Source organism: Pseudoalteromonas sp. (assembly GCF_018402495.1).
Classification (GTDB): domain Bacteria; phylum Pseudomonadota; class Gammaproteobacteria; order Enterobacterales; family Alteromonadaceae; genus Pseudoalteromonas.
On the sequence record NZ_JAGYIU010000002.1, the window covers coordinates 439,481 to 455,016 of the forward strand.

The 15,536-nt window shown below is 41.1% G+C and carries 16 protein-coding genes; all 16 read right to left on the reverse strand.

What is annotated here, in order from left to right:
• Window positions 1–10: 10 nt before the first annotated feature.
• The 16 genes from flhA to fliE all read right to left on the reverse strand — a co-directional run bounded on the left by flhA (window position 11) and on the right by fliE (window position 15,447).
• Window positions 11–2,119, reverse strand: a complete 2,109-nt coding sequence (gene flhA, locus KG708_RS07535) for a flagellar biosynthesis protein FlhA (RefSeq protein ID WP_213608801.1) — start codon at window positions 2,117–2,119, stop codon at window positions 11–13.
• A 71-nt stretch (window positions 2,120–2,190) separates the two neighbouring features.
• The gene (gene flhB, locus KG708_RS07540) at window positions 2,191–3,321 is read right to left on the reverse strand and encodes a flagellar biosynthesis protein FlhB (RefSeq protein WP_213608802.1); all 1,131 of its coding nucleotides are present in this window, start codon (window positions 3,319–3,321) and stop codon (window positions 2,191–2,193) included.
• A 9-nt stretch (window positions 3,322–3,330) separates the two neighbouring features.
• Window positions 3,331–4,110, reverse strand: coding sequence for a flagellar biosynthetic protein FliR (fliR, locus tag KG708_RS07545; protein WP_213608803.1), 780 nt, complete (start codon window positions 4,108–4,110; stop codon window positions 3,331–3,333).
• A 2-nt stretch (window positions 4,111–4,112) separates the two neighbouring features.
• Entirely contained in the window at window positions 4,113–4,382 is a 270-nt protein-coding gene (locus tag KG708_RS07550; RefSeq protein ID WP_010387922.1) for a flagellar biosynthetic protein FliQ, read from the reverse strand.
• 41 nt (window positions 4,383–4,423) lie between these two features.
• Window positions 4,424–5,164 carry a flagellar type III secretion system pore protein FliP gene (fliP, locus tag KG708_RS07555; RefSeq protein WP_213608804.1) on the reverse strand — a complete coding sequence of 247 codons (741 nt, stop codon included), beginning with the start codon at window positions 5,162–5,164 and terminating at the stop codon, window positions 4,424–4,426.
• A gap of 4 nt (window positions 5,165–5,168) precedes the next feature.
• On the reverse strand, window positions 5,169–5,552 hold the full coding sequence (fliO, locus tag KG708_RS07560) for a flagellar biosynthetic protein FliO (RefSeq protein WP_213608805.1): 384 nt from the start codon (window positions 5,550–5,552) through the stop codon (window positions 5,169–5,171).
• On the reverse strand, window positions 5,549–5,947 hold the full coding sequence (fliN, locus tag KG708_RS07565; protein WP_213608806.1) for a flagellar motor switch protein FliN: 399 nt from the start codon (window positions 5,945–5,947) through the stop codon (window positions 5,549–5,551). Before fliN ends, fliO begins: the two co-directional genes overlap by 4 nt.
• Before the next feature lie 20 nt (window positions 5,948–5,967).
• The gene (gene fliM, locus KG708_RS07570; RefSeq protein WP_213608807.1) at window positions 5,968–7,059 is read right to left on the reverse strand and encodes a flagellar motor switch protein FliM; all 1,092 of its coding nucleotides are present in this window, start codon (window positions 7,057–7,059) and stop codon (window positions 5,968–5,970) included.
• Window positions 7,060–7,068: 9 nt separating this feature from the next.
• Window positions 7,069–7,596, reverse strand: coding sequence for a flagellar basal body-associated protein FliL (gene fliL, locus KG708_RS07575; RefSeq protein ID WP_213608808.1), 528 nt, complete (start codon window positions 7,594–7,596; stop codon window positions 7,069–7,071).
• 57 nt (window positions 7,597–7,653) lie between these two features.
• Window positions 7,654–9,654 carry a flagellar hook-length control protein FliK gene (locus tag KG708_RS07580; RefSeq protein ID WP_366513584.1) on the reverse strand — a complete coding sequence of 667 codons (2,001 nt, stop codon included), beginning with the start codon at window positions 9,652–9,654 and terminating at the stop codon, window positions 7,654–7,656.
• Between the two features lie 86 nt (window positions 9,655–9,740).
• Complete coding sequence (fliJ, locus tag KG708_RS07585; protein WP_213608810.1) at window positions 9,741–10,187, reverse strand: flagellar export protein FliJ; 447 nt, start codon at window positions 10,185–10,187, stop codon at window positions 9,741–9,743.
• Entirely contained in the window at window positions 10,187–11,521 is a 1,335-nt protein-coding gene (gene fliI / locus KG708_RS07590) for a flagellar protein export ATPase FliI (RefSeq protein WP_213609323.1), read from the reverse strand. Before fliI ends, fliJ begins: the two co-directional genes overlap by 1 nt.
• Window positions 11,522–11,538: 17 nt before the next feature.
• Window positions 11,539–12,342, reverse strand: coding sequence for a flagellar assembly protein FliH (gene fliH / locus KG708_RS07595; RefSeq protein WP_213608811.1), 804 nt, complete (start codon window positions 12,340–12,342; stop codon window positions 11,539–11,541).
• Between the two features lie 3 nt (window positions 12,343–12,345).
• On the reverse strand, window positions 12,346–13,386 hold the full coding sequence (fliG, locus tag KG708_RS07600; RefSeq protein WP_213608812.1) for a flagellar motor switch protein FliG: 1,041 nt from the start codon (window positions 13,384–13,386) through the stop codon (window positions 12,346–12,348).
• Entirely contained in the window at window positions 13,379–15,094 is a 1,716-nt protein-coding gene (gene fliF / locus KG708_RS07605) for a flagellar basal-body MS-ring/collar protein FliF (RefSeq protein WP_213608813.1), read from the reverse strand. Before fliF ends, fliG begins: the two co-directional genes overlap by 8 nt.
• A gap of 20 nt (window positions 15,095–15,114) precedes the next feature.
• The gene (fliE, locus tag KG708_RS07610; RefSeq protein ID WP_213608814.1) at window positions 15,115–15,447 is read right to left on the reverse strand and encodes a flagellar hook-basal body complex protein FliE; all 333 of its coding nucleotides are present in this window, start codon (window positions 15,445–15,447) and stop codon (window positions 15,115–15,117) included.
• Window positions 15,448–15,536: the final 89 nt, after the last annotated feature.

Below are 15,536 nucleotides of genomic sequence, written 5' to 3' on the forward strand. Positions count from 1 at the left end.
CTTTAAAATCCTATTGTTGGCCTACAGAGCTGACAATCTTGATCTGTCTTTCATCTGGTATCTCTTGATAAGACATCACTCGCAATCCTGGAATGGTGTATTTAACAAACCGAGATAACACAGTGCGTAACATTCCTGACGTTAGCAATATTGAAGGTTCACCGGCCATTTCTTGATTTTGATGCGCTTCATTGAGTGATGTTTGAAGCCTATCAGCAAGTCCTGGTTCAATTCCTGCGCCTTCGTCACCGGCATTTTGAAGTGACTGATGCAACATCTGTTCCAACTCAGGTGCCAAGGTTATGACAGGGATTTCAGAAGACATGCCAACGGCATCTTGAACGATTAATCTGCGCAGCGATATTCGTACTGCAGCCGTTAATACATCAGGGTCTTGGCTACGAGGTCCGTACTCAACAAGGGTTTGAACAATTGAGCGCATATCTCGTATTGCCACCCCTTCATTTAATAAATTTTGTAATACTTTAACGATAGTTGTCAGCGGTAATACCTCAGGCACTAGGCCTTCAACTAAACGAGGGTGGCTTTTACCTAGCATATCTAATAAATTTTGCACTTCTTCATGACCGAGTAATAAAGCCGCGCTATTAGTGAGCAACTGACTAATATGAGTCGCTACCACAGTGGCCGAATCAACCACGGTGTAACCCAAAGATTGTGCTTCATCTTTTTGATCGGGTTTTATCCATACTGCATCTAAACCAAACGCAGGGTCTTTGGTTTCAACGCCTTTAAGCGGGCCAAAAACTTGGCCTGGATTAATCGCTAACTCATCACCATGTTTAAGCTCCCCTTCACCGCTTGATACGCCCATCATGGTGATACGGTAAGCATTAGGGTCGAGTTCCAGATTATCGCGAATATGTACAGGGGGAACTAAAAAGCCAAGCTCTTGAGATAACTTTTTACGTACTCCTTTAATACGATTTAATAGCTCGCCACCTTGCGATTGATCAACTAAAGGAATTAATCGATAGCCCACTTCTAAGCCAATAACATCAACTTGTTGTACATCATCCCAGCCAAGTTCTTTTTGTTCTTGTTTAGCAGTAAGCCCGGTTCCTGATGCCATACTTTCAGCTTCTGCTCCCTCTGCAGCGGCTAATTTAAGTTTATTTTGCTGTGTGTAATATGCAAGGTAGCCCAAAAGTGCACCCAAGCTTAAAAAAGCAAGATGCGGCATACCTGGGACTAAACCCATAGTAATAAGAATACCTGAGGCAATGAATAACGATTTTTCATTACCTAGTTGCTGTTTAAACTGATCGCCCATATTGTGTGATTCGTTTTGGCGAGTCACTACAATAGCAGTACCTACAGACAACAATAAAGAAGGTATTTGAGCAACCAAACCATCACCAATGGTGAGTAATGTATATACTTCCATAGCGCGACTAAAGCTCAAATCATGCTGGATCATGCCAATAAAAAGACCACCAACAATATTAATCACTAAAATAACAATACCCGCAATCGCATCACCTTTTACAAACTTACTCGCACCATCCATAGAGCCATAAAAATCAGCCTCACGGGTGACTTCCTCACGGCGATCTCTTGCTTGTTCTGCACTAATAAAGCCTGCATTCATATCGGCATCAATCGCCATTTGCTTACCGGGCATAGCATCTAGGGTAAAACGCGCTGATACTTCTGAAATACGCCCAGCACCTTTAGTGATTACTACAAAATTAATGATGATCAGAATTAAAAATACCACTAAACCGACGGCATAATTACCACCAATAACCACCGAGCCAAAGGCCTCAATTACTTTACCCGCAGCGTCAGCGCCGTTGTGACCTTCAAGGAGTACTACCCGCGTGCTGGCCACATTAAGTGCTAAACGCATAATCGTTGCAATTAATAAAACTGCTGGAAACATGCCAAATTCGAGTGGTTTCATGGTGTATACAGTAACGAGTAATACCACTAAAGCGAGGGCGATATTAAATGAAAATAATATATCAAGCAGGAATGGAGGCAGCGGTAAAATAACCATGCCTAGCGCAGCGACCACCAGAAGTGGGGTACCAACGCCCTTTGCATATTCTTTTTTATCTTTATTAAGTTGTTGTAATACCGCTTTAAATTCCATAACTCTACAATTTCAAAAAATTGACACTACGCTGAAATTGCAATAACTATTCCAAGTTAGTTGGTTAGCGGTTAATACTTAAATTCATCAGGGATGGGCAGTTTTTTATTAAGCGCAACAGGGCGTTTTCCACGGCCTTTTTTAAACCGTTTAAGCTGAAACACATAAGCAAGTACTTGAGCGACAGCGGTAAATAATTGATCCGGAATTTGATCGCCAACATCAGCGGTATGATAAAGTGCACGAGTCAGCATTGGGGATTCAACAATTGGAACTTCGTTACCTATTGCAATTTTACGAATTTGCATTGCAAGTTCATCAACGCCTTTTGCAAGCACTATAGGTGCGCCTGCTCGCTCTGTATCGTATTTTAACGCCACAGAATAATGAGTTGGGTTGGTAACAATAACATCAGCGTCAGGTACATCTTGCATCATTCGCTTTTGCGACATTTGTCGTTGAGTTTGCCTGATACGTGCTTTAATTTGCGGATCACCTTCAGAATTTTTATATTCGTCTTTGACCTCTTGCATCGTCATTTTTAACTCTTTATGGTGTTTATGGCTTTGAAAAGGTGCATCAATCGCGGCAATAATAATTAAGGTGCAAGACATGCCTAAAAACATCCATGCCAAAATCTCAAGTGCATGAATTATATTACCTGGTGCGCTTTCTATACTTAGGTGTAATATTTCATCAAAAAAGGTATTAATTAAAAAAATAGCAAAACTTGCGACTAAAAAAAACTTTAATAATGACTTAAGTAATTCAACCGCTGCTTGCGGGCCAAACATTCGCACAAACCCTTTCATTGGCGACATTTTGCTCGCCTTCGGTGCTGCCGCTTTCCAACTAAAGTTAAAACCTCCTAGTAAGGTATTACCAATAAACGCAGCCAATACAATAATAAGTACAAACATCGACATAGGAAACACAAGTGCACTGGCTACCTCTGCCCAGACAGAAAACATTTTAGTGGTATCATAGGTTTCATTGCGATTTAGGCTGAGCATTCGGCCCATAATATTGTACAAACCCTTACCAATTTCTGGTCCGTACATTAATAAAGAAATAGCAGAAAAAATAAGCACAAACATAGTGCCTAACTCTTTTGAACGTGCAACTTGGCCTTTCTTTTTAGCATCATCAACTTTTTTTTGGGTGGGTTCTTCGGTTTTTTCTTGTCCGGAATCTTCAGCCATCACGCTCTCCTAAGGGGAACAACCAACGAGGGTACACATCAGCTCAATCATTTTTAGCCATTGAAATTCAAATTGAGTCACAAAGTTACCGAGCGTCGCCCAAATAATAACTAAGCCTGCCACTAAGGTAAAAGGAAAACCTATCGAGAAAATATTTAACTGTGGCGCTGCACGGGTCATGATGCCAAATGCCATATTAATAACCAGCATAGCTGTTAATGGCGCTAACGATAGCACAAGTGCTGTGGTAAACATCCAACCGCCCCACGTTACAATGTCCCAATAGTGATCCACTGCCCACCAATTGCCATCAATTGGCAGTACCTGAAAACTGTGCACCACCATTTGGATCATCATTAAATGACCATTAAATACAAAAAATAATAGCGTAGCTAAAATAAGATAAAACTGCCCCACCGCAGGCACGCTCATACCATTGGAAGGGTCAACAACGGAAGCAAAACCTAAACCAGTTTGCATTGCAAGAATTTGGCCGGCTAACACAAATGTATTTAGTAATAATATGGATGCAAAACCAATGGCAACACCAATCAACATTTGTTGTAGTACCACTAAAATCATTTCAAAAGAAAATAAATTAGTGAATGTGGCAGGAGGCAGCACTGGCACCACTAAAAATGTTACAACAACAGCTAAGCCCATTTTTATACGGGCAGGTACATTTTTTGCGCCAATCCCTGCCATGATCATGATCATTGAGCTAATGCGCACCAAAGGCAGTAAAAAATCACTTAGCCATTGAATAACAACGGAAAATGGAAATTCCATTATTAACCTGCAATTTCGGGAATAAGAAGTACTAAGCGATTAAAAAAATCCATAAGTTCTTGGGTAAACCAGTGCCCTCCGACAATCAAAGCGCTGATAGTAATTAATAGCCGCGGTAAAAAGCTCAATGTTTGTTCGTTAATTGACGTTGCGGCCTGAAACACAGCCACCACCAAACCAATAATTAAACCAGGTACCACAATAGCAGACACTAACTTAATCACTAAAAACAGTGCACCACTTAAAATATCAACAAATACTTCAGGTTCCATGAACGACTCCTAGTTTGTTTGGTTTAGTGTATAAATCAAAGTTAAGTGCCCAAACCAAAGCTTTTAGCAAGCGTACCCATCACCAAGCTCCAGCCATCAACCAATACAAACAACATAATTTTAAACGGCAACGATACAATCATGGGTGAGAGCATCATCATACCCATTGCCATCAACACGGATGCAACCACCAAATCAACGATTAGAAAGGGAATAAAGAACATAAAACCAATAATAAATGCAGTTTGTAGCTCACTGGTTACAAATGCCGGAATAAGCACTATCATAGGTGTAGCTTCTGGTGAATCAAGTTGGTCGTAACCAGCTATTTTAGCAAATGTCTCTAAATCTTTGATACGCACTTGTGAAAGCATAAAGGCTTTCATTGGCTCTTTTGCTAAATCAAGCGCTTCAAGCGAGGTGACTTGCTCACTTAAATATGGCTCGATTGCTCGCTCGTTTATTTGTTCATAAATTGGCGACATAATAAATATGCTTAAAAACAGCGACATACCTAATAATACTTGATTTGAAGGCGTTTGCTGTAAACCAATGGCTTGGCGCAAAATAGCTAATACAACAATAATTCGAGTGAAAGAGGTCATCATGATAATCGCTGCTGGTATAAAACTCATTGCCGTCATGATCGCTAGCACTTGTAGCGTCACTGAGTAGTCTTGTGTACCGTCAGCATTAGTAGTTATTTTTAGCGCATCAATCCCTTCGGCATTAACGCCAGGTACAAATACCATGGCAAGAATGATAAGCAGCCATTTGGTCATAATATTAGTTCTTTTTATTTTGATTAAGTTGTGGGTTCAACATTTTACTAAAACGTTTAGCTAATGCTGGTAACTCTTTTTCTGTTAGTGGTGTTTCTAGTTTATGTAAGTAATTAATACTGTGCGGGGTAACCCCCAATAAATGCTGAGCATTATCTATTTCAACCACCATCAACCGCTCACGAGACCCTAAAGGGAGGCTGCGGACCACTTTAAATTCATCACTATTGGTTAAATTTGGGTTAAGCTTTTTAACAAAAAAAGCCAACACTAAAATTAATACAACCACTACACCTAACGACATCACCATAGAAATAATATCTGTGGTGGGTGTTGCAGCATCAGTAGCTGCAAACACAGAATTGCTTAAACCAAGTAGTGCTATCATCGTAATTTTTTGATCCGTTCAACCTGACTAATTACATCTGTTAAACGAATACCAAATTTGTCGTTTACAACAACAACTTCGCCATGCGCAATTAATGTACCGTTAACTAGTACATCCAGCGGCTCACCGGCCACTCTATCAAGCTCAACCACAGAACCTTGGTTAAGCTGTAATAAATTACGAATGTTTATTTTAGAGCGCCCTACTTCCATAGAAATAGTAACGGGAATATCTAAAATAGTATCGAGTTTACGTTTTTCTTCACCACTGAGCTCATGTTTTGAATCATCGAGTTCATCAAGTTCAGTAACTTTTACCTCGGCGCCATCATCAGTCCCTTCTGCCTCAGCAAGTGCTGCAGCCCATTCGTCCATCGTATCTTGATCATCGCTCATACTTTTAACCTTTTAATCAATTACCAGTCTAAGTCTACACCGTTTGAAAGGTGTAAATCATCTTCTAGTTCTGCTAATTCTGCATCTGAATCAATTTTTTTGCCGCCTTTAGTAAAGACGTGCAGCTCAGATTTAACTGAATCAGGGCGTTTAATTTTTTCACTAATTTGAAGCGCTACATTGTCGCGTGAGCGACCCATTTTAGCTCTAAATGTGGGCAAGTCTTCTACAAATACAGTGATATGCTCTGGCATTTCAACAGGTATGATATCTCCTGTTTTAAGTTCCATTATTTGCTTTAAGCTTAATTCCACTTCAAGTAGTTGGGTCGACAAATCGACCTCTACATCCATTATTTCGTCGCGTAGCGCTTTACTCCAACGTAAATCAGTATCCTCAGTATCAGACTGAACACCGGCATCTAATAGCTCTCTGATAGGTTCGAGCATCGAATAAGGTAGTGCAATATGAAAATCACCACCACCACCATCGAGTTCAATATGAAAAGAGCTAATAACCACCACCTCAGTTGGGCTAACAATATTAGCCATTGCGGGGTTAACCTCAGAATCAAGGTACTCAAATGACACGTCCATGACCGGGGCCCATGCTTCTTTGTAATCCTCAAAGATTATTTTAAGCAGCATTTGTACAATTCGGCGCTCTGTTGGGGTAAATTCACGTCCTTCAATTTTGGCATGATAACGACCATCGCCACCAAAAAAGTTGTCTACCAGTATGAAAACTAAGCGTGCTTCCATGGTAATAAGGCCGGTGCCTTTTAAGGGGCGAAAACGTACCATGTTCAAGCTCGTTGGGACAAACAAGGTATGTATGTACTCACCAAACTTGATCATTTGCACGCCGTTAATTGACACCTCAGCGGTGCGACGCATCATGTTAAATAGGCTTATTCGCATGTGACGAGCAAATCGCTCATTAACAATTTCAAGTGTCGGCATGCGACCACGGACGATGCGATCTTGCGACGAAAAATCATACTGTAAAGTACTTCCCTCACCGTCTTCATCGTCATGTGTATCTTCCTCATCAACTTCATCGACACCGTGTAATAACGCATCAATTTCGTCTTGGGATAATAAATCGCTCACACTAACTCCTTATTGCATCACAAAGCCAGTAAATAAAACTCGCTCCACGACTTTGCTTCCTTCAACATCCATCATAGCGGCCTGTACTTTATCCAGCGCAGTAAAACGTAGTGTTTCTTTACCAACGCTACTACTAAGCTCCTCAGCGGTAGTCATTGAAAATACGCTCAATAGTGTGCCTTCAATAAGTGGAATATGTTTTTTAGCCGTTTCTTCATTCCCACTACCACGAACTAATAACTGCACTTTGATTTGCACAACCCTATCACGAGTCGATCCTGGGACATTAAATACAAAAGGTCTTGGCATAGCCACATATAAAGCAGTTCCTATTGTTGCAGAGTTCTTACTGGTTGCTGTATCCTCACTGACCAAGGTATCCTCAGCTGAGTTCTGAGTTGATTCATCAGAGCCAGATAATAAAAAGTAACCCGCCACAGCGCCAACGATCACTAAGACAGCAGCAACAATAATTATAATTAGCTTGCTTTTGCTTTTACTTTTTTCTTCTATTTCTAAATTAGTATCTTCAGCCATTGTATTTCCTTTATCCGCAAAGGTATTTGCTTATTTTAACTATTATAATAGCAGGACTTAGGCATAGTAATCTATTGATGATGATGTTTGTTGTTCAGAACCATGATTTTGCTTATCTGGTTGATCACTCTTTGTCTCATCTGTAGATTGTTCATTGACCATTTTCTCTTGTGAATTACCCTCTTGTTGTCCTTGCTCCTTTGATGAGTCACCGTAAGAAATACTACTTTCACCTAAGTCTAAACCTTGCTGCATCAACATTTCACGTAATCTAGGTAAAGACTGTTCAAGTGCCTCTTTAGCTTGCTGGTTTTGCACGACAAAGTTTATTTGTGCTTGTTCAGCATCACTTCTAATACGAATGTGCATACTGCCCATCTCTGGCGGATCTAGGCGAATCTCAGCTTCTTTATTATTAATACTTAACATTGAGCTGACACGCTCTTGTAGCATTTTTGCCGCATCGCTTTTTATAATATTTAATGCCTGCAGCGTGACTGGATCAACACTAACCTGTTTAACATGTGCAGTACTTTGTAACTGTCCAGCTTGCAGGCTTTGTGCCTCAATAACAGCTTGTTCATATCCTAAAGTCTCGTATTTGGCCAATGTATTAAGCGACGGTTTATCAAATACATTAATGATTTGAGAGAAAACCTGTGCAGCACGCGGTGGCATTTGCTCTGCATTAGTCGCCCGTAAGCTGTCTTTTTGTAACACCCCTAATTGCTTGGCAAGCTCTTGAGTGCCGTCTGCTATTACTTTTGAATTATCAAGCTTGAGGTCTGATTTTACACTGCCAGGCTCTGTATTTGGCTGTGCTTTAGGGGTAACTTCTGCAGTTAAGGTGCTGTTGTTAAACAACGACTTACCTTTATCATTTAACAAAGCACCTGCGTTTATGGCTATCTCCAAATCACTGATAACCCCTTTTAATGAGGCAAGTTCTTTTGCTGGTAAAGGCTCATTTTTAATATACTCGCGCAACTGACTGAGTAAAGCCTGTTTTTCAGGGGTCGTTAAAACACTTATTTGCGCATTAATGAATTGTTGAGGTGATTGTGGCTTCTCATTTTGAGTAACGAACTTACTGAGTAATTGCTTTATATCGGCTAAATTGTCTTGATTTATTGGCTTGCTCATCGCATCAAGCTTAATCACTAATTCACCTTGCTGAATCGGCGTTAAATTTGTTAATAGTTTATCTGATTTAATCGCAGTATCATCTTTTGATAACAGCGCCAAAACAGAAGCATCTAGTGATGATTTAGTCATTGTGGTATCAGTCGGCTTATCTAATGGTTTAGCTGCCGCTAGCTTATTTGAAACAGCCTCATATTGGCCGGCTGTAGCAGCCATAGTTATAGGTTTCGTACCGAGCTGTACCTGTACAGTCTCAGCTGTAGCTTTGCTTGCTGATTCAGCACCCACAGTATTTAGTGGCTGCAAAATGGCTGCATCATCAACAATTTCATCACTTGGCAAATTAATAACAATAGGTGCCAGCTTATCTTCTGGCTTACCATTAATTTTCATACCTTCCATATCAAGCTTTTCAGCTGTTTCGTTAAAACTATTTTTTGCGGATATATCGGTAACATATGCAGCGTTTTTATTTGCTGGGTTTTCATTTATCGCGCTTTCATCAGTCACGGCCTTGTCTGCTTGTGGATCAATAACAATGGGAGCAAGTTTATCCTCCGGCGTACCCTCAATTTTAATACTTTTCATATCAAGTTTTTCAGCGGTGGCATTAAAATTGCTCTTTACAGAAGTGTCAATAACCTGTGCCGCATTAATTTGCGCCAGCATATCTTCACCGCTCAAAGGTTGCTCTTCACTACTTTGATCTTTTAGGTCAGCTTGTTCAACCAATGATTGTTTATTTAACGCTTTGACTTGTGCTTCTTGTGTTTCAGAGGCTTGATTAGCAAGGGCTAGTTGATCAAAAAAACCAACACTGTTACTGCTGTCTAACTTTACCTTGTCATTGTCTTTTTTAAATAAGTATGAGTCTTGCTCAGATACTACTAACATTGAAATATCATTCATCGCCATAAATCACCTAATAAAAGCGGCAACAGCCCACCGCAAAACCCAAAAATCATTGCTCTATTAACATTTAAGCAATTAGTATGCCTAATTTATAGCGCTTTATTTCTTTGGTAAAACTGGTTAGATGCAAACTCATCCAACATTTTTTGCTCATGCTTAGCCACCAGGCTGTCTGCTTTTAATTGTTGCTTTTCAATTAACTTAGCCACGGCTTTGGCTTTAACTTGTTGTTTTAACCACAAGGTTTTACGCTGGCTAACTACCTGCTTTGCGGTATTAACCGTGCTTGCTTGTTGACGAATAGCCTCTTCAATCTTAGTGATAAATGCGTGATACTGGCTAAAACCGGCGCTTGATAAACCCGACTGTCCCTTAACATGGAGTTGTTGCGTGTATTCAAGCCTAAAGTCATTTAAGCCTTGCAACTTTTGCTGATTGAGTTGCAAGTTTTGATTAGCTTGCAAATAACTCATGCGTAATGTTTCTTCTTTTTCATTTTCAAGCTTGAGCAATAAGTGCAGTTTATTTTTTGCCATTATGCTTGTCCTAATAACTGTGCGAGCCCTTGTAGGCCATCATCATAACTAATCACATCACGCATGCCTTGTTGTAAAAATGCGTTTACTCTTGGCATCATGTTTATTGCTTGGTCGAGCATTTGATCACTGCCTTTTTGATAAGCCCCAAGGGTGATCATATCTTTATTCTGCTGATACATTGAATACACTTGCTTGAGCACCCGAGCTTGCTGCATGTGTGTTTCAGATACCACCTGTGGCATAACGCGCGAAATAGACTTTTCTATATCGATCGCAGGATAATGGCCACTATCAGCTAAGTCACGCGAAAGAACAATATGGCCGTCAAGTATGGCACGGGCCGCATCAGCAATTGGGTCTTGCATGTCATCGCCTTCACTCAGTACAGTAAAAAACGCTGTAATAGAGCCTTGCCCTTCCCCGCCATTACCGGCACGTTCCACTAGCGCAGGTAACTTAGCAAAAACTGAAGGGGGATAGCCTTTGGTTGCAGGTGGCTCACCAACAGCCAGCGCTATTTCACGCTGCGCCATGGCATAACGCGTCACCGAGTCGAGCAATAACAACACACTTAACCCTTGATCGCGAAAATACTCTGCGATGGTCACAGCACTTTCGCAGCCTTTTAACCGCATTAATGGCGAAGCGTCAGCAGGCGCTGCAACAACCACTGAACGTTTTCGCCCCTCAACCCCGAGTATTTCTTCAATAAATTCTTTTACTTCTCGGCCACGCTCACCCACTAAACCAACCACAATTACATCAGCTTCGCTGCCTCGGGTCATCATGCCTAATAATACGGATTTACCCACACCAGAACCTGCAAATAATCCCATGCGCTGGCCCTGACCTACAGTAATCACCGAGTTAATAGCGCGCACGCCCACATCCATGGGCTTACTAATAGGACGTCTTGCTAGTGGGTTTATTGCGTTCTGTGCGAATTTAAGCGTGTGCTCTGCCTTTATTTTTCCAAGTCCATCTAAAGGTCGGCCTAAACCATCAACAACTCGGCCAAGTAAACTCATACCCACAGGCAGACCAGTATCATTAACTTGGGGAATAACACGCGCACCAGGTAACACACCAGAGATATGATCGTTAGGCATTAAATACAAAGTTTGATCGTTAAAACCAACAATTTCGGCGTCAACAAAGCCGTTCATGGTTTCAATTTTACACTGACTACCGACTGGCGCGCGCAGCCCTTTGGCTTCCAATGTTAAACCAACCACACGGGTTAACACTCCCGCCACAGCAGGTGCTGGAATTTTAATATGTCGTTGGTATTGAGATAAGCGTTCGCTTAATGAAGTATCGCTCACAGACAGTGCACGCCAATAAAAAGTTAGATACCACTGTTATGCAAAAAACTATCCAACGTTTCTTTGACACGAGTTTTAAGCGTCATATCTAAAGACGATAACGTGGTTTTAACTTCACACCCCCCCCGCTCTAGCGTAGGTTCTGCAATTAACTGCCAATGATTATCTTCAATAGCTTGTTCGCCATAACTGGTTTTTATTAAGATTAAGTCATCAGGATGCAAATGAATTCGAATTTTTTCTTGTTCTGCACTCAGTGCATCAATGCCTTTTTTCAAGGTATGTAAAATAATATCCGGTGAGGTTTTTATTTCTTGGTAAATAATCGCCTCACTAAGCATAGTAGCTAACTGTACTAATTGTTTTTCTGCTTGCTCATCCACTTTTTTAAGTGGTTCGCTTAAGCTATCTAATAGAGTGCGCAAACTCGTTAACTGCTCATCAATGAGTGGTTTAACCTCTTCTTGACCTTGGGTTTTACCCAGTTCAACACCTTCTTTATAACCTGCTTCTTTGCCTTCGCTCACGCCTTTATCAAAGCCATCTATATAGCCTTGTTCGTGCCCTTGTTTTAGGCCTTCTTCGTAAGCATCTTGACGAATACGCTCAAGCTCAGCCATGGTAAGAGAGGGTAACTCGGGCTCTTCAGGTTCCTCAACTTGCTCTTTTACCATTTCTTTACGGTACATCTGTGCCAGTGGCGTACCATAGGCTGTAGAGCGATTGCCAAAACTTCGCTCATCAGGAGCAACGTCAGGAATTGGCCAGTTTTTTAATAGCTCATCAGCTTCATCGGCATTTAATAGGCGGCCTTTTGGGTTACTCATAAATTACAAGAACTCCTCACCACCGCCACCACCGAGCATAATTTCACCTGAATCAGATAAACGACGTGCTGTAGATAAAATTTCTTTTTGTGCAGCTTCTACTTCGCTTATACGCACAGGAGCCATAGCCTCTAAATCATCAGCAAGCATTTCTGCGGCACGTTTAGACATATTACTTAAAATTTTCTCTTTAAGTGCATCATCAGTACCCTTAATTGCCTTCATTAATACGTCTTGTTGTACTTCACGTAAAATAGCTTGAATACCGCGGTCATCCACATCCATGAGGTTTTCAAATACAAACATTAAGTCTTGAATTTGCTGCGACAATTCTTCGTCATGCTCACGAATTGAATCCATTAACTGCCCTTCTACATTCGTATCTAGGTAGTTCATAATATCTGCCGCTGCTTTTAAGCCACCCATTTTCGCCGCTTGTGCACCTGCTTGGCCGGCAAATTGTTTTTCCATGATTTCGTTTAACTCTTGCAATGCTGCCGGTTGTACTTCTTCTAGGTTGGCAATACGCATAGTTAAATCAAGGCGTACTTTTTCAGGGAATTGCGCTAAAATCTCAGCCGATTGCTCAGGCTCTAAATAAGAGAGCACTATTGTTTGTATCTGCGGATGCTCATTACGAATAATATTGGCAACTTGTTTTGAGTCCATCCATTTTAATGAATCAAGGCCTTTGGCACCTGATCCCATAACAATTTGATCTATTAAACTAGCGGCTTTATCTTCACCTAACGCGGCTGTTAGTGCTTTTTTAATAAAGTCTTCAGATTGAAACCCTATCGTACTAAAGCTTTGTATTTGCTCAATAAATAAATTGTGGACAGCACTAATTTTAGCTTGCGACAAATCATCCAATGCCGCCATGGCCATACCCACCTTTTGTACTTGCTTAGGCTCTAAGTGCTTAAGAATTTGCGCTGCATCTTCCTCAGATAAGCTCAGTAACAATATGGCTGCTTTGTCTACACCATCGAGCTTATCAACATCAAACGCTGGTGGTAATTGTTTTTGTTCTTGATCAGTCATCTTCTGTTAACCACGCTTTTACTACTTGTGATGATAGTTCTGGTTCATTGGCTACAAGGGCACGTACTGCTTTGAGTAAGTCTTCGTCGCCATGTAGGTCTGGTAACTGTAGTTTACCATCGTTTGAGAAGCCAACAGAAGCGGAATCAAAGTCATTATTTAACATATCTAACGTATTATCACCAATGTCAACACCGGAACTAAGTGAATCTTCATCGTATTCCTCAAGCGTACTATCTGGGTATATTAGGCGTTTAAGCATAGGTTTAACCACTGCCATTATCAATACAATAATAACCAGTGCACCTAATACCAAACGCAACATTTTCATAAACCAATCTTGCTCCCATAAGGGTACTTCAAAATCAGTTTCAGTATCTGGGCGAACAAAAGGCACTGTTACTACTTCAAGAGCATCGCCACGTTGCATATCAAAGCCCACCCCTCCTTGCAACAAGCGACGAATATTTGACAAGGCTTCTACCGAACGTGGCGTCATGGTTGTTTCACCATTTTCACCAACAGTGGGTAAGTAATCGACCGCCACAGAAACACTAATTCTGCGGATCACACCGGTTTGCTGACGCTTATGTGAAATAGTGGTATCGAGTTCATAGTTACGCGTGGCTTCTTTGTGAGTACGACTCGGTGACGTTGCACTTCCCGCACCGCCCGCTATCGCGTCTTCAGGTATGGTTGAATTAATCGGCGGCTGATTAGTTAGCGCACCAGGAATTCCAACCGCTAAGCCGCCTATGTTATTTTCTTCAAAAGTTGTTTCACTTCTTACTGCCGGTAAGTCTGGGTTATAACGTTTCTGTGTTTCCTCTACCGCACTAAAGTCCATACTTAAATCCACTTGTGCAGTGTAATTACCCATTCCAACCACGGGAATTAAAATACTGTCAATTTTTTCTAAGTATTCTTGCTCACGTTTACGCTCTATGTCGTACTCTTTACGAGAGCGAGCAGCCAAAGAGGTTTGTGAGCCTGAGTTTAATAAACGACCATTTTGATCCGTTACAGTTACACGTGAAGGCTCAAGCCCTTGTACCGCTGAAGCAATCATATCGACAACTGAATCGACCTCTTCACCATCTAGCGAACGACCGCGTTTAAGCGTAAGTACAACAGTCGCAGAGGGTTTTTTCTCTCTTCGAGCAAATACATTTTCTTTTGGAATAGCGAGCAATACTTTGGCGCGGTTAACATTGTTTAACTCTTCTATGGTGCGGGCGAGTTGTTGCTCACGGCCATGTTTGAGGCGCTCGCGCTCTAAACGTTGGCTTACCCCAAACCCCATATCTTGCATAATAATGTCACTACCCGATGTTGGCCCACTTTCTAAACCTTCTCGGGTCATCAATAACTTAATATTTTGGTATTGCGTTTCATCAACCAAAACCACATTACCATCAATTTCATAGTCAATTTTTTGTGCATCTAAAAAGTCGAGTGTTTGTATTAACTCTTCAGTTTGCATTTTACCTAACGGGCGCATATCTGGCTGGCGAGCCCAAATAATAACAAAAATAGCAATAGCTAAACAAATAGCGAGTGCAACAATTAACGTAACTTGACGAAGAACATCAACACCACCAAGGCCACTAAAATAGCCTGACTTTTGTTCTTGTTGATCATCAGACTCACTTTGCTCTATCGTGCCATTAGCAAGTGCCAGATCTGTAGATTGATTAGATTGCGCCACAATAATTCTCCACTACCTAGTTAAACAGGCATGTTCATAATTTCTTTATAAGATTCAACTAGCTTATTACGAACCTGTACCGTAGCTTCAAATGCTACAGAAGACTTTTGCGAAGCAATCATTGCCTCAGCAAGTGATACACTTCTGTCACCCATTTCAACCGCTTTTCTTTTTTGACCTGTGTCCTGCTGTAGTTCATGCACGGTATTGAGTGCGTTACTAAGCATATCGCCAAATTGTGCTGAGGAGGTTGATTGCACTTGCGTTGGCAAGTTACTCACTTGATTACTACGTGTGGCCTCTGACGCCATAGCTTGCATTTCTTGAAATAAAGCACTGTTTTGAATTTTCATAATTGTCTCTGGTAATGCAATAAACTCTTAAAGTGAACAATGCACAGAACATGCCACTATTTAACCATTTAAAAACAACAGCTTAGAGT

Coding starts and splice junctions, on each gene's coding strand:
- fliG (WP_213608812.1), bottom strand. CDS start 13,386: ATGACTGATCAAGAACAAAAACAATTACCACCAGCGTTTGATGTTGAT.
- fliN (WP_213608806.1), bottom strand. CDS start 5,947: ATGAGCGATGATCAAGATACGATGGACGAATGGGCTGCAGCACTTGCT.
- fliL (WP_213608808.1), bottom strand. CDS start 7,596: ATGGCTGAAGATACTAATTTAGAAATAGAAGAAAAAAGTAAAAGCAAA.
- fliH (WP_213608811.1), bottom strand. CDS start 12,342: ATGAGTAACCCAAAAGGCCGCCTATTAAATGCCGATGAAGCTGATGAG.
- fliJ (WP_213608810.1), bottom strand. CDS start 10,187: ATGGCAAAAAATAAACTGCACTTATTGCTCAAGCTTGAAAATGAAAAA.
- flhA (WP_213608801.1), bottom strand. CDS start 2,119: ATGGAATTTAAAGCGGTATTACAACAACTTAATAAAGATAAAAAAGAA.
- flhB (WP_213608802.1), bottom strand. CDS start 3,321: ATGGCTGAAGATTCCGGACAAGAAAAAACCGAAGAACCCACCCAAAAA.
- KG708_RS07550 (WP_010387922.1), bottom strand. CDS start 4,382: ATGGAACCTGAAGTATTTGTTGATATTTTAAGTGGTGCACTGTTTTTA.
- fliE (WP_213608814.1), bottom strand. CDS start 15,447: ATGAAAATTCAAAACAGTGCTTTATTTCAAGAAATGCAAGCTATGGCG.
- fliO (WP_213608805.1), bottom strand. CDS start 5,552: ATGATAGCACTACTTGGTTTAAGCAATTCTGTGTTTGCAGCTACTGAT.
- fliP (WP_213608804.1), bottom strand. CDS start 5,164: ATGACCAAATGGCTGCTTATCATTCTTGCCATGGTATTTGTACCTGGC.
- KG708_RS07580 (WP_366513584.1), bottom strand. CDS start 9,654: ATGGCGATGAATGATATTTCAATGTTAGTAGTATCTGAGCAAGACTCA.
- fliR (WP_213608803.1), bottom strand. CDS start 4,110: ATGGAATTTCCATTTTCCGTTGTTATTCAATGGCTAAGTGATTTTTTA.